At 46.7% G+C, this 23,876-nt stretch carries 16 protein-coding genes; 5 read left to right on the forward strand and 11 right to left on the reverse strand.

Annotated elements, in window-relative coordinates:
- Window positions 1-12 precede the first annotated feature (12 nt).
- From ACN0YH_RS02675 to ACN0YH_RS02685, 3 genes are all read right to left on the reverse strand, one after another.
- A complete protein-coding gene (locus tag ACN0YH_RS02675) occupies window positions 13-1,371 on the reverse strand; it encodes a BBP7 family outer membrane beta-barrel protein (RefSeq protein ID WP_417377997.1) in 1,359 nt (452 codons plus the stop codon).
- Between the two features lie 305 nt (window positions 1,372-1,676).
- Complete coding sequence (locus tag ACN0YH_RS02680) at window positions 1,677-2,234, reverse strand: TMEM43 family protein (RefSeq protein ID WP_417377998.1); 558 nt, start codon at window positions 2,232-2,234, stop codon at window positions 1,677-1,679.
- 41 nt (window positions 2,235-2,275) lie between these two features.
- The gene (locus ACN0YH_RS02685; RefSeq protein WP_417377999.1) at window positions 2,276-3,289 is read right to left on the reverse strand and encodes a nucleoside hydrolase; all 1,014 of its coding nucleotides are present in this window, start codon (window positions 3,287-3,289) and stop codon (window positions 2,276-2,278) included.
- A gap of 249 nt (window positions 3,290-3,538) precedes the next feature.
- Between ACN0YH_RS02685 and rhaB the strand changes: the two genes are divergently transcribed.
- The 3 genes from rhaB to ACN0YH_RS02700 all read left to right on the forward strand — a co-directional run bounded on the left by rhaB (window position 3,539) and on the right by ACN0YH_RS02700 (window position 7,959).
- Window positions 3,539-5,041 (forward strand): rhamnulokinase, encoded by a 1,503-nt coding sequence (gene rhaB / locus ACN0YH_RS02690; RefSeq protein WP_417378000.1) that lies wholly within the window; start codon window positions 3,539-3,541, stop codon window positions 5,039-5,041.
- A 119-nt stretch (window positions 5,042-5,160) separates the two neighbouring features.
- Window positions 5,161-6,108 carry a signal recognition particle-docking protein FtsY gene (gene ftsY / locus ACN0YH_RS02695; protein ID WP_417378001.1) on the forward strand — a complete coding sequence of 316 codons (948 nt, stop codon included), beginning with the start codon at window positions 5,161-5,163 and terminating at the stop codon, window positions 6,106-6,108.
- A 408-nt stretch (window positions 6,109-6,516) separates the two neighbouring features.
- A complete protein-coding gene (locus tag ACN0YH_RS02700) occupies window positions 6,517-7,959 on the forward strand; it encodes a porin (protein WP_417378002.1) in 1,443 nt (480 codons plus the stop codon).
- A gap of 539 nt (window positions 7,960-8,498) precedes the next feature.
- Here the strand turns inward: ACN0YH_RS02700 and purH are convergent.
- Both purH and ACN0YH_RS02710 read right to left on the reverse strand, forming a co-directional pair.
- Window positions 8,499-10,076, reverse strand: coding sequence for a bifunctional phosphoribosylaminoimidazolecarboxamide formyltransferase/IMP cyclohydrolase (purH, locus tag ACN0YH_RS02705; protein WP_417378003.1), 1,578 nt, complete (start codon window positions 10,074-10,076; stop codon window positions 8,499-8,501).
- Window positions 10,077-10,279: 203 nt separating this feature from the next.
- On the reverse strand, window positions 10,280-11,488 hold the full coding sequence (locus tag ACN0YH_RS02710; RefSeq protein WP_417378004.1) for a PQQ-binding-like beta-propeller repeat protein: 1,209 nt from the start codon (window positions 11,486-11,488) through the stop codon (window positions 10,280-10,282).
- Between the two features lie 765 nt (window positions 11,489-12,253).
- On the opposite strand from ACN0YH_RS02710, the gene ACN0YH_RS02715 reads away from it, so the two are divergent.
- Entirely contained in the window at window positions 12,254-13,510 is a 1,257-nt protein-coding gene (locus tag ACN0YH_RS02715) for a HEAT repeat domain-containing protein (protein WP_417378005.1), read from the forward strand.
- 17 nt (window positions 13,511-13,527) lie between these two features.
- On the opposite strand, the gene ACN0YH_RS02720 is transcribed toward ACN0YH_RS02715, so the two are convergent.
- The 3 genes from ACN0YH_RS02720 to ACN0YH_RS02730 all read right to left on the reverse strand — a co-directional run bounded on the left by ACN0YH_RS02720 (window position 13,528) and on the right by ACN0YH_RS02730 (window position 18,169).
- Window positions 13,528-14,883 (reverse strand): tetratricopeptide repeat-containing sulfotransferase family protein, encoded by a 1,356-nt coding sequence (locus ACN0YH_RS02720; RefSeq protein ID WP_417378006.1) that lies wholly within the window; start codon window positions 14,881-14,883, stop codon window positions 13,528-13,530.
- A 54-nt stretch (window positions 14,884-14,937) separates the two neighbouring features.
- Window positions 14,938-17,160: a biotin/lipoyl-binding protein gene (locus ACN0YH_RS02725; protein WP_417378007.1), complete on the reverse strand. Its 2,223-nt coding sequence runs from the start codon at window positions 17,158-17,160 to the stop codon at window positions 14,938-14,940.
- 64 nt (window positions 17,161-17,224) lie between these two features.
- On the reverse strand, window positions 17,225-18,169 hold the full coding sequence (locus tag ACN0YH_RS02730; RefSeq protein WP_417378008.1) for an efflux RND transporter periplasmic adaptor subunit: 945 nt from the start codon (window positions 18,167-18,169) through the stop codon (window positions 17,225-17,227).
- A 676-nt stretch (window positions 18,170-18,845) separates the two neighbouring features.
- On the opposite strand from ACN0YH_RS02730, the gene ACN0YH_RS02735 reads away from it, so the two are divergent.
- Window positions 18,846-20,873 (forward strand): efflux RND transporter periplasmic adaptor subunit, encoded by a 2,028-nt coding sequence (locus ACN0YH_RS02735; protein ID WP_417378009.1) that lies wholly within the window; start codon window positions 18,846-18,848, stop codon window positions 20,871-20,873.
- An 89-nt stretch (window positions 20,874-20,962) separates the two neighbouring features.
- On the opposite strand, the gene ACN0YH_RS02740 is transcribed toward ACN0YH_RS02735, so the two are convergent.
- The 3 genes from ACN0YH_RS02740 to ACN0YH_RS02750 all read right to left on the reverse strand — a co-directional run bounded on the left by ACN0YH_RS02740 (window position 20,963) and on the right by ACN0YH_RS02750 (window position 23,873).
- Complete coding sequence (locus ACN0YH_RS02740) at window positions 20,963-21,592, reverse strand: hypothetical protein (RefSeq protein ID WP_417378010.1); 630 nt, start codon at window positions 21,590-21,592, stop codon at window positions 20,963-20,965.
- A 137-nt stretch (window positions 21,593-21,729) separates the two neighbouring features.
- Window positions 21,730-23,166: a POT family MFS transporter gene (locus ACN0YH_RS02745; protein ID WP_417378011.1), complete on the reverse strand. Its 1,437-nt coding sequence runs from the start codon at window positions 23,164-23,166 to the stop codon at window positions 21,730-21,732.
- The gene (locus ACN0YH_RS02750; protein WP_417378012.1) at window positions 23,163-23,873 is read right to left on the reverse strand and encodes a DNA repair protein; all 711 of its coding nucleotides are present in this window, start codon (window positions 23,871-23,873) and stop codon (window positions 23,163-23,165) included. The genes ACN0YH_RS02745 and ACN0YH_RS02750 overlap by 4 nt, the downstream gene beginning before the upstream one ends.
- Window positions 23,874-23,876 lie beyond the last annotated feature (3 nt).

Genomic DNA, 23,876 nt, shown 5'->3' on the forward strand with positions numbered 1-23,876 from the left:
TCTAAGTGGCTATTATGGCCAACTGAACTCCCCACCGATCACCAGGCCGTGGAGCTTGTAGGTATCCGTACTGTCCTGGGCTCGAATAGAGACATCGTTGGCTGCGAAAGAATCCTGTAGGTTGTAATAAGGAATCCCCCCTGCCCGGGCAACATGATTGGCCCATAGGAAGTTATAACCAACATTGAAGGTGAAGTATTCACTTAGATGAAAGCGGGCATTAATACCAAATTCGAATGTCGGTGAAAAACGCGTCGCAGATATAGAGGTATAATGAGTCGGGTCATCAGGTCCCAGGAACTGATCGGTCATAACATTTCCATTGTATTGATTAACGCCGAAACCAAACTTCGGTTCAGCCGAAATCGTGAACCAGGGATGCACGAATTCCATTCGGATACCAGCCTGAGGAACATACAGGCTATTGTGTGTCTGACTTCTGATTGTCGAATCAAATAACGGGAATGGTGGGATCGTGTCTGCACGTTCAAACTCTCCTTTCACCACCATCTCCTCTCCGATTTTCAGATAACGAAAACCAACCAAAGGACGAATCTGCAATCCACCTGCTCCATAATAGGTTCGAAAAAACAGTCTCTCCGTATTGAAAACATAATTACTTTCCGCTCCCCACGCCTGCGTTTTATAACTGACGCGAAATTTCTCATTGAAATTTCGCTGGGCATTTGATATTTGGCCATTGAATAAAAGGGGAATGGAAATCATATCGGTCTCACCAAACGAAGCACCGAGAAGATCATTCTGGTCATAGGTATATCCGCTGGTATCTGTCTTCATACCGAAAAAGATGGCCTCAATAGTACCACTGTCGAAATCGATGCCAAACGTACCACGAATCCCATTGGAACCATTCTTGCCAATAGAACCCAAATCAGCGGCTTTCGTCGAGAGCGTGGGAAAACCCAGAAAATCATCCGTTATATAAGCATTTCGTGGGTCACTGTTCGAGTCGTTTTGTGTACCGATCAGCATGTTCCCCGGAGGCGCTTTCCAGAGTAAATATTCGATTCGCATCCAACTGTTATTTGCCAGATTCTTAAAAAGACCATCCATGGGATGGTCGTATCCCCAGCCACGATCTTCTGGAAGAACCCGCATGACAGAATCGGATGGAGGCATCCCCCCATAATATTCTGCAGGGTACCCATCAACCGATTGATAGTAATCGGGCGATGGTTCATACATATTTTGAGGCTGGTAATCGGGACGATAAGCTGCAGCCGTATTGTAACTGACAGGCTGAATCATCGCTCCCATGTCTGGAGAATATTGAGCCTGTGCAGAAAGTGTCTCTACCCCTGACAGGAGAACAACCATCCCAAGCAATAATCGGCAGGCCGGATTTACCATGTTCTACTTCAATCTCATGTTAAAGAAGTCTACAAGCCGGAGGCTCTACGAAACTGTCTTCAAACTCAGACAGCCCTAACAAATAACCACCCTGCGGCGCAGGAAATTCCGCGTGAAGGGTATTAGATATATCAAAGGTATCGGTTATGTGGGTTATTCGACTTGTAGGAATCCTGAGATCTCAGGCAGAAAGTTGGGAACAAGAGTGGCCCCAAATCACAAAACAGAGAACCTGGGTCAGCCAGAAAAGAAACAACCTGACTTGCAATTGTTACAAAACTCGAATCGGGGCAGGTCAGATCAAATCAGGCTCTTTTAAGTGCATGCTTCAATCGGGCCCGTCTTCCAGAACGATAGAGAATGAGTAATGGAACGACCCCGGACAGCAGTAAGACTGCACCAAAAACAGGTCGCGTTACCATCCAGACAGCTGACAGTAGAATCAATGTCAGACTGAACGAACTCAGCAAGGCAAATACCGTGATTCCACGACCGACAAAATTCCAGAGGAAGGGGATCTTATCAACGAGGACCACCAGAGGCTTAAAGAGAGTTGCCAACCCCAGAAAAACAATAATCCAACCGGCAAAGCGAAGTCCCCAGTTGAAAAGTGTCGTTGATTGCAAATCACGAACTTCTTTCGTTGCCTGGTTCTGCTGCTCGGAACTCTCTTCCTGATTTTCTGACAGGATAGACTTTGCGTACGAGTTTTTGATTTCCCTCTCAAGAATTTCAGACTCGTTGTGCCAGAGCAAAAACAATCCCGCCATCAGGAAAATGATCCCGATCCCCAGATTCTTCACAGCGGTTTGAAAGCGCTTACCGAAGGATGGTTCTATATGATCTTCTGCTTTGTGATTCACAGGAATCCTCCTCCAGTGTGATTGATCTGTCTAATTCTGTTCTATTTTGCGGGAGGCTGACTGGAAAGATTTTCCAGAACTTCCTGTCCCCTGACAATCTGTTCTGGAGTCACAGTCAGAAATTGCTGCTTTCCATCTGTTTTATCAATGTGTTCCAGTTTTCCAAGTTCGTTGATCTTAAATTGACCCGCCTTGGATAATCCAAAATATCCTCGCTCGGGCCTGACCGCATAGAGAATACTTGTTAAATCATAGGTAGGTCGATTGTAAGGCATTTTATGCCAATATTCGTATCCCAGCCTGATCGGATGATATTTCACATAATCATAATCATTTTGGATGCTGGTGGCCCGAATCTGAATCGCACGTCCCACCTCCCAGCCACTGACAACAACGGGAATTTCCTTTGGCCATATTTCGTACACAGCTTTCGCGGCAGGCACATCCAGCCTGACATTGTATTCATGGAATTTGGCAGGCTTATCCCTGTCAAAGCGACCAATCATCTGAGAGAGAAGTTTTACTTTCCGGGTCACAAGTTCCAGCCCTGTCTGGGGACTGATCTGATCCCCAGGCGACTGAAGTAGTCTGGCGACATTCGTTGAAAACCCGACTACAACAAGAGTCACAGAATGATCTGGCTGGGCTGCCAGAGTAGACCTTAAAACAGAAACAGCCTCAGGTATGTCCTTGGCATCTTGAAAGCGTCTGGCAAAAACTGGTTTTCCGTTCTCAGATGTTTCCACGACCTTTCGTGTATACGATCCGTCAAGGTTAGTCACTCCCTGGCTGACTCTTCCCAGTGGTATCTCTGGTCGGCCGTAAAAAGAATTTACCACATCACAGTACAGAATTGACCAGGGGTTATCTTTACTGCTGGTGACTGCCAGTAATTCACATTCCCCCCTGCTCTGGAGAGCATGTATGACCGCCAGCGCCATCGCATCATCGATATCATTTCCCATATCCGTATCGAATATCAGTTTTGCCGGATCAGAGGCATACGATCCCGACTGAACCATCGAGAAACACAGGAAGAGAGCCAACAAAGACATCGTCAGTTTCATGGGAACCAGTTCTCATTCAATTATGTAATTATTCATATTCGGTTTTATTCAGGATAGAATCTGTTTTCAAAAACTACAATCAACCAGTAATAAGATTCCATGATCTGTAAATCTTTACTGTGTGACAACCGGTATCCAATGAAATTTAAATGAAGTTATTGTATGATACAGGACTGTAATTAACATTCTTTACCTTTTACCAGGCAGAAGTCTTTAGTGAATCAAAAGGGATCATCAATGCCGGCGCAGTGTTTTTTAGGAGTTGATCTGGGGGCAGAAAGCGGACGTGTCCTGGCAGGCATCCTGAATGAAAATAAAATTCAGCTGGAAGAAATATATCGTTTCAGTAATGGGCCTGTCCCTCTTGCAGGAACACGTCGCTGGAACGTAACAGGCCTCTGGTCTTCCATACTGAAAGGCCTCTCGCTCGCCTCACAAAAATATGGCGATCAGATTATTTCCGTCGGGGTAGACACCTGGGGAGTTGACTATGTTCTGCTTTCTAAAAACCAGGAAATGCTGGGGCAACCTTATCATTATCGAGATCCGCGCACGGAAGGCATGCTGAATCTAGCTACCTCGCGAGTCCCGCAACAGGAAATATTTGACGCTACCGGCCTCCAGTTCATGGAGATCAACACTCTGTACCAGCTGTTAGCGATGCAGCAGACTGACCCTGAATTACTCAACCAGGCCGGGACATTCCTGATGATGGCTGACTTCTTTCATTGGTTGCTCTCCGGTAGTCAGGTTGTAGAATTTACGAATGCCACGACAACACAATGCCTTAATCCCCTGACGGGAGACTGGGCCTATGATTTGCTTAATAAGCTCGAAATCCCGACATCCATGCTTCCCAAATTAGTCCCACCTGGAACAAAACTGGGAACCTTACGCGAAGAAGTCATGCTCCATACAGGACTCCGTAAAATTGATGTCATCACTCCTGCTACTCACGATACAGCTTCTGCAGTCGCTGCCATCCCGACCACTCAGACAGGAAATCCAAACTGGTCTTACATCAGTTCCGGTACGTGGTCTCTGATGGGAGTCGAAGTCAACTCTGCCGTTTTAGGCAAACGAGCCTTTGAATTGAATTTTACAAACGAAGGCGGCATTGATGGCACTTATCGATTACTGAAAAATATTATGGGACTCTGGCTGGTACAGGAATGCAAGCGTTCCTATGAACGCCAGGGACAAACCCTGGAGTATTCGGAACTGGCTGAAGCTGCAGCCTCTGCAGAACCGTTCCGTTCACTTGTTGACCCGGATGATCCACGATTCTTAAACCCACCTGACATGCTGGAAGCAATTTCACAGTACTGCGAAGAAACCAAACAGCCAGTACCGGAAACTGCGGGCCAGTATATTCGCTGTGCATTGGAAAGCCTGGCACTGAAATATCACAAGGTTTCAGGCTGGCTGGAAGAATTGACCGGAATCCCCATCGAAGTCATTCATATCGTCGGGGGAGGAACTAAAAACGAGCTACTGAATCAATTCACCGCAAATGCCTGTCAGATACCGGTCATCACCGGTCCGGTAGAAGCTACAGGACTCGGAAATGTATTAGTTCAGGCAAGGGCTGTAGGCGCGGTCAGTTCACTATCCGAAATACGGGAGATTGTGCTGAATTCAATAGAAACCCAACAGTATGATCCACAGGATCAGGCCGTTTGGGAACTGGCAATTCATCGATTTGAGGGCCTGCTCAACCATAGGAAAATAGAATCATAGATTTATGTCAGAAAAGCAGATACTTGCTGTCTGACTCCCGACACTATATTATCCCCGACTGAGATCCTAATGATCCAGAACTAATATCAATCAGCTGTATCCAGTAAGAGAGAAGAAAAATGGGTCTGTTTGACCGATTAAAACGTGGTTTAGAAAAAACAAAAGAAGTATTGAGGACAGATGTTCGCGATTTATTTAAAGCGGGCGAAATCCTGGATGACCAGAAGATTGAACAGTTTGAGGCCCGTTTAATCAAAACGGACATGGGAGTTGTTGCCTCTTCAGCAATTTGTGAGGAAATTCGCAAAAAGCATGGCGGCCGTACTGTCATACTGGATGAAATCGAAGAGACCGTTAAAGAGAAAATCCGTACGCTGCTAGAGGGTGAAGGAGATGCAAAATGGGATACATCAGACCCATTGTCTCCATTAAATAAGAATCCAGAAGGTGTTACCGTTATTCTGGTGGCAGGAGTGAATGGTGTTGGAAAAACCACATCGATTGCAAAACTGGCAAATCTGATCCTGAAACAGAAAAAAACAGTCCTATTAGCAGCGGGAGATACATTTCGGGCCGCTGCCGTTGAACAGCTTACCATGTGGGCTGATAGACTAGGGTGTGAAATTGTCACCAGACCCGATGGTACTGACCCTGCCAGTGTAGCCTATTCAGGTTGTGAGCGAGCCCTGGAAACTGGCGTTGATTACCTGATTATCGACACGGCGGGACGACTGCAGACTCATACAAACCTGATGGAAGAACTGGAAAAAATCAAACGTGTTGTGAGCAAAAAAATACCCAATGCGCCTCATGAAAGCCTGTTAGTCCTGGATGCGACTACTGGACAAAATGGCATTAGCCAAGCAGAACATTTTTCAAAATCTATCGAATGTTCTGGACTAATTTTAGCAAAATTAGATGGAACAGCGCGGGGTGGAGTCACTGTTGCCATCCGTCAGAAGATGGGAATCCCAGTGAAATACGTCGGTGTCGGAGAGCAAATTGATGACCTCGAACTGTTTAACTCACAAGGATTCGTGGACGCGCTCTTTGCAAGTGCCTCATAATTACTCTCTCGATAATGTCTTATTATGAAGACTTTACTCCGGATTGAGTACCATTACGTATCTTGAGTGCTTACTCTTCGCGCAAGCTTAACATAATTTATGATTTGTTAAACTTTAACGCTTCCGGTATCTGGCAGAACAAGCCAGACCTTCCTGATCAGTCAGGATATTCTTGACGTATCTCTTTTCATCAAAGCTACTACGGAGAATTCCGATATTCCGTGTTAGAGCCATCGTTATGTTAGCGCTCAATTTGTCGGACCTCGCAGGTCATCTAATTGTAACGATGGGATTTTGATTAGACCGTCAGTATGGCTTCTACCAATTCAATGTTTTGGAAAGCATATACGCCTCCCTTCTGACGGTATGGAGACCAAGCACCTTTAGCGTGTACTCAGGAGTTAAAATATGCGAAAACTGAATGAACTGAAAAGAAAAGCCAGACTGACTGGGCTCCTATTAAGTGGGCTGGGTCTCATGGCTGTATCACCTGCATTTGGTGGTGATGCTGGATGTGCCCCTTCGTGCACACCAGATCAACCAAATGCCTGCTGCACGAAAGTGTATGAGGAAGCTGGTACTAAATTAGCTGCAGAACTCGAACGGTTAACAGCAGAGTGCTGTGCACCTAAGACTTGTGCTCCTACCTGTACCAATCCTGACACCTGCTGCGGCGAAGAATCAAGTGATGACGGAGACTGCTGCAGCGGCCGTCTGACTCGTCTGTTTGACGACTGCGATGGCTGTGGAAACTTCCTCGAAGATAACGGTTGGTCTTTGAGCGGTTGGCTGGAGTTCGGTATTACCTTCAATGGTAACCGACCTGCTAACGACTTAAACACTCCCGGTGTGGGTTTCAACCAGGCTGACAGCCAGTTCATGCTGAACCAGCTGTACTTTGTTCTGGAAAAAGACGCTGCTGCCAACGAAGATTGCTTCGGCTGGGGTGGTCGTGTCGACCTGGTTGTTGGTTCTGACGCTCAGGACACATCAACTTTCGGTGGACCTAACAGCAACCCTAACTTCGATGGGATCTGGTCTGACAACAATAACGCTACTGCCAACCAGATCGGTCTGGCGATGCCACAGTTATATGCATCGGTCTACGCCCCAATTGGTAACGGTGTCACCGTCAACGCTGGTCACTTCTATACCCTCATCGGATATGAAGTTGTACCTGCTACCGGTAACTTCTTTTACTCACATGCTTACACAATGCAGTATGATGAGCCGTTTACCCACACTGGTGTCTTAGCCAGCACCGACCTGAGTGACAATGTCTCAGTAACGGGTGGTATCACTACAGGTTGGGATGACTTCGAAAACCAGAACCATCAATGGAGTTTCCTGGGTATGGCTACCTGGACCAGCGACAGCGAAGACACTTCTGTTGCTTTCGCTTTGAGCTCTGGTAATGAAAATGATGCATTAGGTGGAACTTCTAACCTGACCGTTTACAGTATCGTTGCTCAACAGAAGTTGACAGACAATTTATCTTACGTATTCCAGCACGACCACATGTTCTTCATGAATGGTGATGCTGCAGATGCAGGAAGAAACGCAGAAGCCTATGGTATTAACCAGTACCTGTTCTACGACATGAGTGATTGCACTCGTGCCGGTCTGCGAGCTGAATGGTGGCGTGATCAGAATGGTACTCAATTGGGTAACCCCGGTACGAGCTACTACGAAATCACTGCTGGCTTGAATCACAAACTCAACTCCTGCATTCAGGTTCGTCCTGAAATTCGCTGGGACTGGGCTGATGGTTCAAATCCCTGGACAACCAAAAGCGGTGCTACCAAAGACAGCCAGTTCACTGTTGGTACAGACGTTATTCTTGTCTTCTAATAAAACCAGCGGGTAACTTTTTACCAGCTACCATTCGGATCATTCCGAATCAACAGGCCATAACGAAAGGAGCCTTCTTCGCTGAAGAAGGCTCCTTTAATTTTATCTCAGCCACGAAGATTCAGCCCCCATCTTCGACACATATCAAATCGCTTGAAACAGGTTGGTATCGTCCCGACGCCACTGAATACAAAGCATTCAACATGAATACCTGGGGGTGGGGAAAGCAGTTTGTTTCCTGCCTTCGGTTCCCTTGTTTCAGCCCCGGAAACAGAACCTGGTCCGGGTAATTCGACCAGAATGAAGATAGAACAGAAACCACAGCTCACTTCACACAGGAGCCAGAGCGAGTAAATCCATGTCAAATGATTTTGCCAGGTGGTACAAACGGATAACTGAAGCATCAGCGCCGTAAGTATCCGGTTCTATCCTAGTGGAGTGTCATTTTTAAATTTTGGGTTGATAGATATCACGAGAATGCGACAACGGAGCACGTAAACCATACCCCCAACCCTCAATTTCTAGCTTGGCAAAGCGCTCTAGTGCTTGAAATGACGTCGTCCCGTGAAGATCATGGCGATTCCATGCTCGTTGCAGGCAGTAATCACTTCCTCATCTCGAACTGATCCCCCGGGTTGAATAATGGCAGTCACCCCGGCCTTAGCTGCTTCATCGACTCCATCACGAAATGGGAAAAATGCGTCAGACGCCACTACTGCCCCCTGACTACGCTCGCCAGCTTTGTACGCGGCGATATAGGAAGAATCCAGGCGGCTCATCTGACCTGCTCCTGCCCCCAGAAGCATTTCATCTTTTGCCAGCACAATGGCGTTTGATTTCACATGCTTACAGACGATCCAGCCAAAAGCCAGGTCATTCAATTCACGAGAATCTGGTGCGCGACTGGTGACGACTTTCCAGTCACGGGAGTCATCTCGTAATTCGTCTTTCTCCTGCACGAGTAAACCTCCAGAGACTCTACGATAGTCGAGGCTGGCTACTGCAGGTGCTTCCATCAGGGGACACTTCATGAGTCTGACATTTTTTTTCCACTTGGGCTTTGTGGTCAGCAGTTCAAACGCATCTGGATCATAACCGGGGGCAATAATCGCTTCGATAAAACGGTTGGGCTCGCATAATTTTTCAGCGGTTGCTTTATCAAGAGCGCGATTGAAGCTGATAATAGATCCAAATGCACTGACCGGGTCTCCTGCATAGGCTTTTTCAAACGCTTCCACCAGAGAATCAGCAGTGGCACAACCACAAGGATTCGTATGCTTAATCACGACAGCAGCCGGCTTATCAAAATCACCGGCAATCTGCAGAGCCGCATCCAGATCCAGATAGTTATTGTAGGAAAGTTCCTTACCATTTAACTGTTCTGCCTGTGCCACACTTGCTGCTGGTGGTTGATTTTCCACATAGAAAGCGGCACTTTGATGGGGATTTTCGCCATAGCGCAACTGATCTCTTCGCACTAACTTGATACTGATCTGTTGCGAAAATCGAGTCGATTCACTGTCGGGTAGAACTGACGACATGTAATTTGCAACGGCACGATCATAACAGGTGGTCATTTCAAAGGCTGCAGCAGAAAGTTCAAGACGGAATTCCGGAGTCAATGGCCCTGACTGTAATGCATCCAGCACACGACTGTATTGGTTCTGCGAGGTCACAATTCCGACATAAGCATGGTTTTTAGCGGCTGATCTCACCATACTTGGTCCACCAATATCGATCTGTTCGATTGCTTCTGAGAGAGACACATTCGGTTTTGCAATTGTTTCTTCAAACGGATAAAGATTGCAGACAACCAGTTCGAAAGGCACAATCTCAAATTCCTCTATCGCAGCGGCATCACCAGCCAGATCAGGGCGGCCCAGAATTGCACCATGAACTTTAGGATGCAGAGTTTTAACGCGCCCGTCCATGATTTCAGGAAAGCCGGTGTACTCTGAAATATCGATAACATTCACACCCTGTTCTTCCAGATAACGGCGGGTTCCACCAGTCGAGATAAACTCAAAACCCAGTTCAGCCAGACCTTTTACAAATCCATCAAGACCCGTTTTATCACTGACACTTACTAATGCACGACGTGGATGTGAATTACTCATTTGTTTCTTAGTCAATCACCTGAGAATACAGACTGGACACAGTCCAGCTGTAGTTGAAAGAATTTTCCCGGGCCTGGGCGAATCAGATCTTCAGTAGCAGGGCTTACCAAAGCCATTCCAGGCATAACACGGACTCAGTTTAGCCAGAATCTGTTCAGAAAACAAATGAGGCCTGAGTAGCGGAAGAAGTTGTTAAAAACGACTTAGTTATCCGTATTTTCATCGTTTGCAGGGGTTTCTGATTGAACATCCTTTACTGTCGGTTCCGGTGTCACCTCGGGAAGAATCGGATACTTATCCTGATTTTTGAAGCGGATCGGAAAAGGCAGATCCTTCTGTTTCAGACACAGAATAATTCCCGATTCTGAAGCACAGTAAATTCGATCCGTCTGGTCGTTCATCAGTTTAACCTGGTATTTACGCAGGGGTACCGCAGAAAGAACTGCACCATCTATGCGTGAGAGTACCAGTAGATTTCCAAGCTCATCTGTGACATAGACTCGAGTTGGTGACAGTGAAATAAATCGTGAACCCAGTGGTTGCCACCACTGCTCCTGTCCCGTTTGAGCTGAAAGTTGAAACAGCCCCCGCTTCTTCGAAGAAAGATAGACTTCGTTATCCAGAACAGAAACCGGATAAATTAATGGAAACGAAGTTCGGATTCTCCAACGAACAATACCATTCAGTTTATTCAGACAATAGAGATTCTGGTCCTCTGAAGCGAGGAAAATGCTCTTCTCATCTTCAGCTAGATTGGCTGAAATAGGCGCATCAGTCTCAAACTGAAAAGCAAGTTGCCGATCCTGAAGTGTCACTGAATACAGTGAACCATCCTGGCTGGCGAACAATAAGGTCCGGTTGGTGACAAGTGCGGGTGTGTTAATGGTATCACCTGACTGATATGTCCAGCGGATTGCACTTTCACGCCATGCCGGAAGTTTTGACTCATTGCTTAATTCATTCAGTTTTTTCAGATCCCAGGCATAAACCCGACCACTCAACGTGCCAACATAGATTGCATCTTCGTCGACAGTAGGACTGGTTGAAGCGGAGCCCGGTAGTTGCAGTTCCCAGTCGATTTCACCATTTAATCTATTAATGGAATATAATTTAGTCCCCACTGTGATGAAGACGTATTTCGAATTGGATACCGGCGAATAACCGATATTGTTACCCCGCCCCAGTTGAGTCGCCCACAGCTTTTTGCCGGTTTCATTGTTAAACGCAGTTATGATGCCTGCGGTGGATAGTGCATACAAATTGATTTCATCAATTGATAAATGCACAATTCGGTCCCGTTGCGGATCGACGACAGCCTGTCCCCACCAGACGCGTTCCAGATCATCCTGTCCCAATTGCCGTTGTGTAGGAATTGTGATACCAACCGAAGACTCATTCAAACGTTGAGCCATCAGGCAATCACTCCCAGTGACTGCTACCACGAACATCAGAAAACTAATTGTCAATTTCTTCCACACAGGCATAGTACCAACTTTTTCAAGATGATTTTTAGAACGGGCATACTCAGATCAAGTAAAATGATCTGGATCGTCTACGGCAAATAGAAGTTACTCTTCTCAAGTCTACAATACAGACTGACTTTGACCGCAAACTGTCTTTAAAAACCGTTTGCAAAGCAGAATTCTCAGTATCCCACCCTGGCTCACATATCCCATTCTACCCACTCCACCAAAGGGGAATCCAGCATTGTTATCAAATCATTTAAAGAATTTCCACTAGAAAAACTGTACATCCCTTTATAATCACCGGTATTTTGTCGCTATAGGCTTCAAGTTGGTTCCTCCCCTGGTGGATTGTCATTTTTAAATTATGGGTTGATAGATATCACGAGAGTGCGACAACGGAGCACGTAAACGACTCTCCCCCCCCCCCCTCAATTTCAAGCTTGACAAAGCACTAGTTCTTTTCTGAATCTGGCTTTCTCTACTGGAGGTTGCATCATTAATCGATACGAATCACAAAAACAGGCATCTCCCAGAAAAAAGATGCTGTCCTACTCTTATTGAAAATGATAAAATCAGATTCCAGCTATTATATGAGTTAGCTCGTCGCTCACAGAACATTAAATCAATTCTTCAATGGATATGAGAACTGGCATAATGTATCCAGAACATATTCTCCAAGCTTCAAGACTCGCATTTTCTGTAACACTTCTAATGATCATTGGGGGTCAGCAGGTTCCGGGGCATTGCGATCTGATCAAACTCAAACAGGGTGGAGAAATTCGCGGCAAGTTGCAGAAGTTGGCTTCAGAATCGGGAGCGGTTCGTATCATTGAAACGCTGACTGGCGGTAAGATCGCCGTTGCCTCGCAACACATTGAATTCATCACAAATCGCCCGTTGTCAGTCGAAGAATATGAATCCCGCTGCAATTCAATCGCTGATACGGTAGAAGCGCATCTGGAACTGGCAAACTGGTGTTCTGAAAATCATCTCACCTCTCAACGACATGCAGAACTGGAGAAAGTGCTCTTACTGGAACCGGATCATGCAAAAGCCCGAGCAGCGCTGGGGTATACACTACGAGATGGGGAATGGATGACCCGAGATGAATTGATGCGAAAAAATGGATACATCAAATACAAAGGACGATATGTCTCTACCGCTGAATTGGAATTACTGGAAAAAAATGAAGCGGAACTGGCAGAAGAGCGAAAATGGTTTAAAAAAGTCAAGCTCTGGCTGACTTTGATGAACAGTAACGATGCCCAACTTCAGCAGGAGGGCCTCAAAAATATTCAGACAATAAAAGACCCGTTCGCCGTGTCCGCTTTGGCGCGGCAGATGGGCAAACATGAAAACTATCTGGTACGATCACTTCTTGTTGTCACACTTTCTCAGATTACAGGTGACAAGCCTCTCAGACCACTGGCAGAACTCGCTTTGACAGATCCCGTGCAGGCGATTCGAAAGTCAGCCCTGCAAGCACTTTCCAAACGAGATGTATCACAAGCGATCGTCTATTTCATAGAAGCACTGAAAAACAGATCAAACCAGATTGTCCAGAGGGCTGGGGAGGGTCTGGAAGTCATCGGAGACGAATCTGTTGTACCGGAGTTGATCTCTGCTCTGATAACAAGTCACACCTATCGCGTCAGGGTTCCCGATACAACATCGACATACAGTTTTGGCACGAACGGAAGTTTTGGTAATACAGGAGTTGTCCTGCCTCCTGATATAGAAGCGGGACTGCTGGCAGGTCGGTATCCCAATGGAGTTATCGTACTGCCTTCACAACAGCCCCGGGTCCCGATGCGAACAGTTTCAGTCAAACATAGCCATCAGAACGAAGCCGTTTTGTCTGCACTGCAGCAGATCACTCAGCAGAATTTTGGATATAATCAACGACTCTGGCAACTCTGGTGGTCTTCAACCCAAAATAAAACAGGAATTGTACCTGTGGTTCAGTAAGCACTATCTGGCCCGACTCAATTAAGACTTAGGTCAGTATCAGCTAAAGCTTCTCGGAGCGGTGCAAGATACTGATCATAGTTTTTCCAGCGATCAAGACCAGATTTATTCATCGGCCTGCGGACCTGCCAGTTACTCGCCGTTGTAACAGGCCGGGAGTTATCATGAAATGACAGGCAGGAATCGTCCCAGGGCATGCCTGTCCATTCGACCAGTTTCCGGGAGACATCTTCCTGTTGATTCACCAGATCAGAGTAATGCAGATCAAAAGGAGTTGTTGGCAATACTTCCAGCCAGTGCTGCATCAGCCGTTCGTACTCACGAAAGTAAAGCCCCTGGTGAGACAAATCGAACGAGTATTCGTGACCACGACGAAAGCGCTGAAAATAACAGGAGAGACAGGTATCAAGCGGATGCCTGCGACAGTGAATTACTTTCGCCTGAGGAAACATTATCGCAAGCAGACCGAGGTGTAAAAAATTTCCAGGCATTTTATCAATAATACGTGCAGCCGACTGATTGAAAGATCGCAGCCGACGCAGATAAGCATCAGCAAATCCAGCAAAGACCTTTTGCGGCAGACAGGTTATACATTCCGGGTAATTCGTCTTTGGTGTAGCATGCTGCGGCATCGTTCCAGAGATACTGGAAATATCGGGAAGTTCACCAGCCCCGTGGATTTCAGGATGACTTGACAGGATTTGTTCTACCAGGGTGGTTCCTGTCCGAGGCATGCCGACGATAAAAACAGGAACCCTGCTCTGATGTCCCAGGACTGCCAGTTCCCCGATTCGTTCGGCTGTAAATACTGAGATAATTCGGTCAATCTCTTTTCGAAAGCAATCGATATCAAATGCAGCACCTTTGCAGCGATTTCCCATCTGATAAAAATAAAATGCTTTATCGTACTCTTTGACATCATTAAAGATTTTACCGGCAGCAAAACCCAGAAAACAGCGATCCTGATCGGATAAATCGGTTCTGGCCGACTGTCGCTCAAGCTCAGCTAGAATTGGTTCATCTGCTTTAAACTTTCTGGTCGCTGAATAATTGAAGTATGCTTCTGCATAATCGGGCTTTAATTTCAGAGCGGTCAGATAATGTTCTTCCGAGAGATTGAAGTCCCCTACCAGCCGATAAATCGCGGCAATGTTATGATGATACTCTGCGACATTCGAATTAAGCGAAATCGCTTTCTTTAGAAGGTCGATTCCTAGAGAGTGTTCGCCGGATTGAGAATTCGCCAGAGCATAGAAATGGAGAAACTGAGCATTACCAGCGTTGGCTGGATAGTAAGGCCTCATCAGGGCTTCAGCTTTTATTGGCTGATTTGCCTGCAAAAGTTTTACGGCTTCGGTTATGACATTACTCATACTGATCCCCGATTCTGGATTTCAACGTTTCCCCAAGTCGCTGTAATCGTAGTCTCAGAGTCGAAAATGAAATGTTTTTCGGAAGTAGCGCCAGATCCATTGCCCCGTCGTTAACTTACTCACCAGAAATCGTGCCTTCCCCCGCATATTAGACCGGAATAGAACTACGTCTTCATCTAGAGGCACGATTGCCTTGTAGGCAGTGCTTGTCAGTTTTTCCCCACCATCTTTATCAGTCACCGTAGGTAATTCTCCCCCCATCTTATTAGAAAGAGTGGAAGGAACATAATCCTGATGCCCGTGCCCGATACTTTCAATTTTTGAAGTATAAATCTTATCGGGAAGGTGTTCCAACTTCAGCTCAACCGTCTGGCCTTGGGTGAAGTCATTTCGATATTCCTGATCGATAAACAATACTGCCTGATAACGCGATTCAGGTGCAATACTCAACATGTGAGTGCGCTCATCGAGATAACAATTCGCATTTTTGGCATCAAGAGGTGTCCCAAACCAGCGCGAAAGCTGTTTTTTGGAATCAGACAGTTTCGGTTCTGGTTGACTCGCGGGCGCTACAACGACTCCACTGACAGGAGCGATGACTTCCAGATTTTTGAGTTGTTCTTTAATCTCAGCGATTCGTTCTTCAATATTTGACAGTTTTTCTTCTGAAACAGTGAGACCTGCCAGATCGTCCAGAGCCCGATATTTTGCAATCTCATCCATTTGAATCTCGCGATCCGTGTTTAACTGGCGCAATTCATCCTGCTTTTCAATATTTACAATATTCGCGAGCTTCTGACCTTTTACAACATGCTGCCCCGGTTCGACGTAGACTTTCTCCAGGCGACCGCTGCCGGTCGTACGAACTTCCCTTACGTCATAACCTTCTATAATGAAGGGTGCTTCAAAATGCATGGGAACAGGAATCAGCAGAATTCCGAGAATCAGAGCGGCGGCAACGGTCAGCGTCGCTGAGACTTTGAAGTAATTCATGGGTTCGGCCCTCGGAGCAGCAATAATTTTGTAAATGTTAAAGACGATACCACCAAAAAAAGAGGCGATGGAGACCACAGCCAACGTGATCCCGATACTCTGTAAGTCATAAGGTTTCAAGACGGTGTACAGGAACAGTGTAATCCCAAACATAATAAACCAGCGATAAAGCGCTGCAGAAAGGGCGTAAATGATAAACCAGAATTTTCCAGTTTCCGGCATAAAGGGATCACGCTGAGACTCAATCCCCAGGCAATACCAGGCAAAAGTATCACGCAGATGCTTATCAGCTTTCTGTCTGAGATTCGGAATTTCCAGTAAATCGCTCATCATGTAGTAACCGTCGAATCGCATCAACGGGTTGGCGTTGAAGATCACAGTCGTCACTGTTGAAACGAAGAACAGGTTCAATGCCAAATGGTTCAGCAGACCAGGTTTGGTAAACCACCAGACCCAGACTGCAATAGCTGACATAATCACCTCGATATACATCCCGGCTCCGCCGATAATTATCCGCTGCCATTTATTTCTAAGCATCCAGGAATCAGAAACGTCACAGTAAAGACAGGGGCTGAATACCAGAAACATGATTCCCATGCCGTGGCATTCACCACCATAATGTTTACAGGATAGCCCGTGCCCAAATTCGTGGATAATCTTTGCTGCCCCCAGCACAAACCACATGTAGATCAGGTTAGGCCAGCCAAAGAACTGTTGAAATTCCGGAAGTCGACTGCGAAAGGCTTCAAACTGGACCCCGATTAATACCCAGGAAGAGACAATCAACAGGGCAAACATCAACGTTGCCCAGGGCTTCCACATCCATTTCACATACGGATAAAGTTTCTGTAATGTTGTTTCCGGGTCCCAGCCCGGGAGCCTGAGATAAAGCAGATTCTTAAATGTTGTTGTTAATTTCTTTTTATGCTCTTCCCGGCTTTGTTTGATCAGAGTAACCCCCTGCCCGGGTCGCCCACTGGTCAGCAGACCTTTTCGGTAGAGGTCAGAGATTAATTGTTGAATCTCTGAAATGGAAAGCAGCAGTGTGGGGTATTGTCGATGAACTTCATCCCTGATTTCTTCTGGACATCGCGACCCGTTCAAAAGATTAAGGATGTAATACTGTTCTGGATGGAGTCGAGTATATTTCAGCGAAACAGGATCTTTGATGACCCAGTACCCGAGCCCTTTATAATGAATCCATTTACTGATTAAATCATCGCGCACACTCAACGGAATAGGGCGTTCCGTTGAGGATGTCATGGATTCACTTAATGTGCTCATAAGCCTGTTCTGAATTCAATCAGGAGAATGTGATTTGTAATCTCTTTTGTAACTGATGATGTGATTATTTTAATTCGGACTTCTGGGCGACCTTGCTGTCTGGCTTATCAGTTAATATTTTCATGGTCGCCATGTACCCGGCTTTCAAATCATTTTCCTGATTTTCGACTTCTGCCCAGACGCGAATCGATTTCCCATGGATCGGTTCGACTTCGACATCAACAAAAATAATCTTGCCAGGATACAGTTTTTCTTCGATCGGCAGACGGATGCCTGGAATGTCCAATTGAACCTCTACCGGTGTTCCGATCTGAAACTTCCATGTGTCTTCGATATTCACATAGGATTCCACCTTGACGCGTTTGGTACTGACGAGTTCCAGAACTTCATCGCCATGCCGGACGACTTCACCCGTTGATCGAAACTTTTTGGTAACAATGCCATCAAAGGGTGCAATAATTTTAGTCTCTTCTATCTGCGCATCAATTTCGTTCAGCTGTAATTTATTCATTTCAAATTCCAGCTCCGCCTGCTCGATCTGCAGATCACTTTTCTCAGCATTCAGTGTCAGGCGTTTGATATCCAGTTTAGTCACGGCATTCGGTAAACGCCGATTGATATCCAGATTGATTTCCAATTCAACATAGGCTGTGTCTTTTGCCTTTTTGGCATAACGAATCTCGATATCATTCGTCGCTTTTTTCGTTGCAGTTGTTTTTGCTGCCTGTAAAGCATCACTTTTTAAGGCAGCAATCACTTGGCCTTTTTTGACCAGTTCGCCTTCATTGGGTTCAACGAACTCAAGTACTCCTGGTCGATCACTTCCCAGGATCACCCGGTCGATCAATTTGATTCGGCAGTTGTTGACAGTAATCGAAGAGTCCGGATTAACGATTGATGCATCAGCCCCCTGCTTTTCGTCTGCAGGAAGGGGGCTGTCGCCCAGAATCAGACAGGCTCCGAATGTCAGCATCGAGTAGAGCAACGTTTTCTTCAAAGTTAAATTCATGACTTTGTTCCAAATCAGATTCGCAGATTGTGATGAGAATATTGTATTTCGTAGTGCCTCTGTCAGACAAAATACCCGGACATATAAATATAGACACTTCTGGGCATAATATCTAACGCTTCTCTCCCCCCTCTGACAAGCGCTTTCTTACATAACTCAGTTGAATTTGACAGGACGGAACGGTCCGTAACGACGCGCTGACAAATAGTAACTTAGCCTCACAATCCTCATACACACCCCCTTCGCTCCATATTAACATACTGCGAACCCCTGACATGAGCCCCCAATAACTCTTGATTCTTGTAAGTCGCTACCAGAATTCATATTAAACCGGTTAAACATGATACGTATGTTATACTTTAAATATTTGACCGTCTTTTCCTATGAAGGCCGTTTATAGGATTATTGGCTACTGGATGGGTTAGGCAAATCTTCCGTTTCTTCTACGCAACATGGGTAAAAAAATACATTTACAGCAAAATGGAATTTTGCAATCGCCCCCCTGCTTCCATAAAATGATCAGAATGTAAGACTGTCCAGATCATAAATCCGGAGTGAGCTTACAGCAAAAAACCCGTGTTTCTCACAAACATACCGTATAATTTGTGGAAGTGACTCAGCTTCTGACAATCAGGTACCGGAATTACTCGAACGACATAACAGGTAATGTATCTCTATGACAAGCACTCAATCACCGACGCCGGGGCAGACCCGTGAACGTGTTATTCGTATCGCACGGGAGATCGAAGAGTTCGCTCACTCAAATGTGGCTGCAGAGACCTTCTTTCGAGAATTTCTCCGACGAGTAGTCGCAGGATTGGGCGCGACTGCGGGAGCTGCGTGGCTCATTGACGACAGCGGTCGGCTGGCAGTGAAAAGTGAAATAAATCTGGCTGATACCGGATTCTATGAAGAACCGGAAGCGATTCTCAAAAACCAGCGTCTGTTATCTGATGTCTTATCAACTGCGGAAGCACGGATCTTTACTGCCGATGCCGAAAACGACGTCCATTTACCGACAGACAATCTGATTATTGTCGCAGCGCTCACGATTCGAAAAAAACCAGTTGGTGTCATAGAAATCTTTCAGAGATCCAACGCCCCCAAACAGGCTCACCCCGGCTATCTGCAGTTTGTTGAGCAAATGTCTGGTTACGCCTCTCATTATCTGGCCGAACGGGAGAAAGCCAGCCAGACAGACGCTTCACTGGAAGTATGGGAAGAAGTTGATCAGTTTGTACAACAGATTCATCGCAGCCTGAATCTGTCGGAAGTCGGCGCTACTGTTGTTAATGATGGTCGTCAACTGCTGAATGCAGATCGTGTCAGCCTGGCGATGCAGTACGGAAAGAAAACTGTCATTGAAGCCATCAACGGGCAGGATAAGGTCAACAAACGTGCCAACACAGTCCGCCTGCTATCCAAATTAGCAAACAAATCACTGGCAATGCGGGAAAACTTCCTCTATTCCGGATCGAACGAAGCAATTCCTCCCCAGATTGAAGAGCCACTGGCTGATTACCTGCAGGAAAGTGGAGCGCGTATGATTCTGATAGTGCCTCTCTTCGAGCCAGACCAGATTATTAAATCAGACGAAGAAGCACTGGGACGCATGAAAGATGCGCCGAAAAAACTGATTGGTGGCCTGATTGTAGAACAGATTACCGACAGCCAGCCCCGCCCCCACCTCGAAAGCCGGGCTGAGCTTCTATCCGGGCACATTGCCAGTGGAATTGCTAACTCGCGCAATTATGAAAGTATCTTTCTGATGCCTCTCTGGAGGTTTGTCGGCCGCTGCTTCGCTGCATTACGAGGCAAAACACTGGTAAAAACACTGGTTATTATTGGCTTAATCGTCGCTGCAGGTATCGCTCTGGCACTCGTCCCTTACGATTATCGAGTGAGTTGTGATGGTCGGCTAATGCCTACAGTCCAGCGTGAAGTCTTTACCAACTGGGAAGGCGAAGTTATCAAGATCCACGTTGAAAGTGGTCAACGCGTCAAAAAGGGAGACCTCCTGATCGAAATTCGTAATGAGGATCTCAAAGCGCAGTTACTGGAAACAGAGAACAAGCTCAATGAGCTCAAGCTGATGCGTTTAACACTGAATGCCCAACTGCAATCCGGAAATAACAACAATCGTCCCGTCGATGAGATGACGAAACTGCGTGGCCAGTTAAACGAGACAGAGACCCAGATCTCCGGAATACTGAAACAGCTCGAGATTCTGAAAGACCGGTTGGACAAACTGAATGTAAAAGCTCCCATTGATGGTGTAGTGACCACATTCCAGATCGAACAATTGCTCATCAATCGCCCGGTCCAGCGTGGGGAACTGCTTCTGGAAATTATGGACCCGAATGGTCCCTGGCAGTTGGAGCTGGACGTGGAAGAAAAACGGATGGGCCATATCCTGCGTGCCGCCGAAAAAAAGGGAGACCTCGGGTTGCCTGTCGAATTTATTCTGGCTACATCGAATGAATTGTCTTATGAAGGTGAAGTTACCGAAATTTCGACGCGTGCCAATCCTTCTGAAGAGAGTGGAAGTATCGTAGAAACCTATGCCACGTTTGATAAGGAAAAACTGCCTCTACTCCGTATCGGTGCGGAAGTCAGTGCCAAAATTGATTGTGGCGAACGTAGTCTGTTCTACGTACTGTTTGGAGACGTGGTCGAAACCTGTCGTCGGTACTTCTGGTTTTAATCCCTTTTTCTACTGTAAACTGCAATCAAATAAAAAACTCCCCTGCTTTACTGAACAGGGGAGTTTTTTTCTTATCATTCACTGCTGAATTATTTCTCGTCTGTTTTGGCTTTGGCTTCCTCTTTAGCCGGAGCTGGCTTTTCAGCTTCTGGCTTTTTAGTCTCAGTCTTTTCATGATCATGTCCGTGTTCCGCATGATCGTGTCCTTCATGCTCACCATGACTCAGATCAACATGAAAGTGATTTTCACCGATATCCAGGTGGAAGTGACCATTCAAATCTGCTTCCTTTTTGATTGAATCGGGAATGGCTTTTCCTTCCGCAACAAACCGTGAGGATTTCCCATCCTTTTCCCCTTCCAGGGGTTTGGCAGCCAGGGGAATTTCGTGCTCTTTGTCACCAACTTCAAGATCAAAGTCGATCGACTTTCCGGCAATTGGAAATGCTGTTTTGGCATCAGGTCCAAGAATGTAGGCTGTCAGTGTGCGCCCCGTTTCATCGAAGACCACTTCCACATGGTACTGCTCTTCCCCTACTTCCAGTAGATGGCCACCATTGGGTCCATGTTCATGTTCATGTTCGTGTGCATGCTCTGCTTCCGCCGATGCTGTCGAATCTTTTTCATCAAAAGTACGAGTGTCACTCTGTGCAGAACAACCTGCGAAGAATGCCAGTCCGAGACCACAGAGAGCTACTTGAAATGTTTGCGAGAAACGCATTTCTAATTCCTTTCTCAGGTAGATTAAATCATTGGTTATTTCGAAAAGCGAAACCGGTTCGCGTAAATACCTTTGTTGTGCAAATCATAGCAGGATCATCCACAAAGGAAAGCATGCCAGGAAGTTTCGATCAGAGATCACTGGACCTGAATCCCTTCTGCTGTCGCCTGCGATTCGTCAGTGCCGTCATCCTGAATGTAGGTTTTGCCTTTGTACCGCTGAGCCACGAAGACAAATAGTACCGCTGCAACCAGCATCAAAACGGAGAAAAACCAGAAGTACTTCGCCCCTTCGAGATAGGAGCGGTCTTTATCAATCATATTGGCTTTATTCACTCCCGCCGTCAGCAGATTCCCGACTGTGACTGCCAGCCAGAACAAGGACATGATGAAGGATTTTATTGATTTGGGTGCCTGTGTATAAGAAAACTCCAGGCAAGTAATAGAGACCATGACTTCCGCAGCCGTTAATACCAGGTAGGGAACGGCCTGCCAGAAAATGTGCGGGGGGGTATCCGGAGTATGATTAATCCACGACTCGAGCAGGGCACTAATTGCAAACGAGGCTGACGCCACAAAGAAACCGATCGAGATTTTACGCAGGGGTGTCAGCGGAAAGACCTTCTCGATCAAAGGGTAAATCACGTAGGTGAAGGTCGGTACCAGCAACAGAATAAACAGGGGATTGAGTGCCTGCATTTGTGCCGGGTTCAGTACATACTCACCCAATTTCAGATTCATCTTTTGCCCCTGCAGCACCCAGGAGGAACCGGTCTGATCGAAAAGTGACCAGAAGACGGGCAGAAAGACGTAAAACAGAACGCAGAGATTAAGTAGTGCCTGCATACCTTCCCGGCTGAATGTTTCGGTGCGGAATTTTTTCCAGCCGGAGGCGGGGATGTGTACAAATTCATTGCGTCCCAACCAGAACAGGATGGTGGCAATCAGCATCAACACCCCGGGGAGACCGAATGCATAATGCGGTCCATACTCCTCAAGTATGACCGGAATCAACAAAGAGGAAGCAAACGCCCCCATGTTGATGGACAGGTAAAACCAGCCAAACACCCGGCTGAGCAGAGACTGGTTCTGGCTGCCAAACTGGTCTCCCACATGCGCGGAGACACAGGGTTTGATGCCCCCCGCCCCAATGGCGATTAATGTTAAACCGATCAGCAGTCCTGTGCGTGTTTCATCAATGGCCAGAGCCAGATGCCCGAAGCAGTAAACCATAGAGAGGACCAGAATTGTACGATACTTTCCCCAGAAGATATCAGAAATAATGGATCCCAGCAGCGGAAAGAAATAACAGGCGGCGACAAACAGGTGGAAATAAGTACTTGCCTGCTGATCGCTCATATGATCATCCATGCCTTCTGAATTCAGCATGTACTGAGTCATGAAAACCACGAGAATCCCCCGCATCCCGTAATAACTGAAGCGTTCAGCAGCCTCATTACCGACAATATAGGGGATGCCGGTCGGCATTTTTTTCGAGGGAACGGGAGCGGTCTTGTAAGTTGGCGATGACATCAGTGGGTAGGGTCCTTCAATGCGTTCTCGACTTCGGTTCAAGTTGACTCATTCTGCTGCCGGTCCGTTACGATCCGTTCCACCTGGACTCCTTCGGGAGAGGGTGTGAACTGAAAGATGGTGTCGGCATAACGTTCAAACATCACCGGGTCGTGGTGACTGATCATGATAATCTGGAAGCCGAGTGCCTGCCCCGCCTCATGAATAATTTTGACTAACCGTGGTACCAGATCGGGTCGCAGCCAGCAATCCTGTTCGTCCAGTACCAGTACGCGTCGATGCTCTTTTTCATCGAGTGTCATCAAAGCAAACATCCGCAGACCGACCGAGAGGATATTCGCAACCGAGCCTCCCTGCCCCCGCATGATGTCTTCCGTGTTTCCTTCTCGTTCAATCTGAAACTCGACGGTGGCCGCGTTACGTTTCCACTCGGCAACCGCCTTGAGTTTGAGTGGCTGTTCCAGGACTTCCTGTAATGCGATGGTCAGCTTGTCCTGAATCATCTGCAGTTCCTGCTCGAACAATTGTCCGCTCAGCGTCTCCAGCGCTTCGGTCACCTGCTCTGAAATGGCCAGGTACGCTTCTGTCTGCTGCAACTGCTGTTTGAGCTGCGCCTGATCCTTCTCTTTCTGTTTGCGCACCGCGGATAATTCCCAGCAGCGACGCTGTAGACTCAGGGGAGCCCGCAGTTCCGCTGGCGTGGTCGCCGCATCAGTTTGAGAAGTCATATCGCCGTTCATATCGCTCATTTC

The organism is Gimesia sp. (genome assembly GCF_048262075.1).
Lineage (GTDB): Bacteria > Planctomycetota > Planctomycetia > Planctomycetales > Planctomycetaceae > Gimesia.

What these genes read in the sequence shown, in the direction of transcription:
- ACN0YH_RS02725 (WP_417378007.1), bottom strand. Translation starts at nt 17,160, where the DNA reads ATGAGCACATTAAGTGAATCCATGACATCCTCAACGGAACGCCCTATT.
- purH (WP_417378003.1), bottom strand. Translation starts at nt 10,076, where the DNA reads ATGAGTAATTCACATCCACGTCGTGCATTAGTAAGTGTCAGTGATAAA.
- ftsY (WP_417378001.1), top strand. Translation starts at nt 5,161, where the DNA reads ATGGGTCTGTTTGACCGATTAAAACGTGGTTTAGAAAAAACAAAAGAA.
- ACN0YH_RS02730 (WP_417378008.1), bottom strand. Translation starts at nt 18,169, where the DNA reads ATGAATTTAACTTTGAAGAAAACGTTGCTCTACTCGATGCTGACATTC.
- ACN0YH_RS02675 (WP_417377997.1), bottom strand. Translation starts at nt 1,371, where the DNA reads ATGGTAAATCCGGCCTGCCGATTATTGCTTGGGATGGTTGTTCTCCTG.
- rhaB (WP_417378000.1), top strand. Translation starts at nt 3,539, where the DNA reads ATGCCGGCGCAGTGTTTTTTAGGAGTTGATCTGGGGGCAGAAAGCGGA.
- ACN0YH_RS02710 (WP_417378004.1), bottom strand. Translation starts at nt 11,488, where the DNA reads ATGGCTCAACGTTTGAATGAGTCTTCGGTTGGTATCACAATTCCTACA.
- ACN0YH_RS02685 (WP_417377999.1), bottom strand. Translation starts at nt 3,289, where the DNA reads ATGTCTTTGTTGGCTCTCTTCCTGTGTTTCTCGATGGTTCAGTCGGGA.
- ACN0YH_RS02720 (WP_417378006.1), bottom strand. Translation starts at nt 14,883, where the DNA reads ATGAGTAATGTCATAACCGAAGCCGTAAAACTTTTGCAGGCAAATCAG.
- ACN0YH_RS02740 (WP_417378010.1), bottom strand. Translation starts at nt 21,592, where the DNA reads ATGCGTTTCTCGCAAACATTTCAAGTAGCTCTCTGTGGTCTCGGACTG.
- ACN0YH_RS02750 (WP_417378012.1), bottom strand. Translation starts at nt 23,873, where the DNA reads ATGAGCGATATGAACGGCGATATGACTTCTCAAACTGATGCGGCGACC.
- ACN0YH_RS02715 (WP_417378005.1), top strand. Translation starts at nt 12,254, where the DNA reads ATGATCATTGGGGGTCAGCAGGTTCCGGGGCATTGCGATCTGATCAAA.
- ACN0YH_RS02700 (WP_417378002.1), top strand. Translation starts at nt 6,517, where the DNA reads ATGCGAAAACTGAATGAACTGAAAAGAAAAGCCAGACTGACTGGGCTC.
- ACN0YH_RS02735 (WP_417378009.1), top strand. Translation starts at nt 18,846, where the DNA reads ATGACAAGCACTCAATCACCGACGCCGGGGCAGACCCGTGAACGTGTT.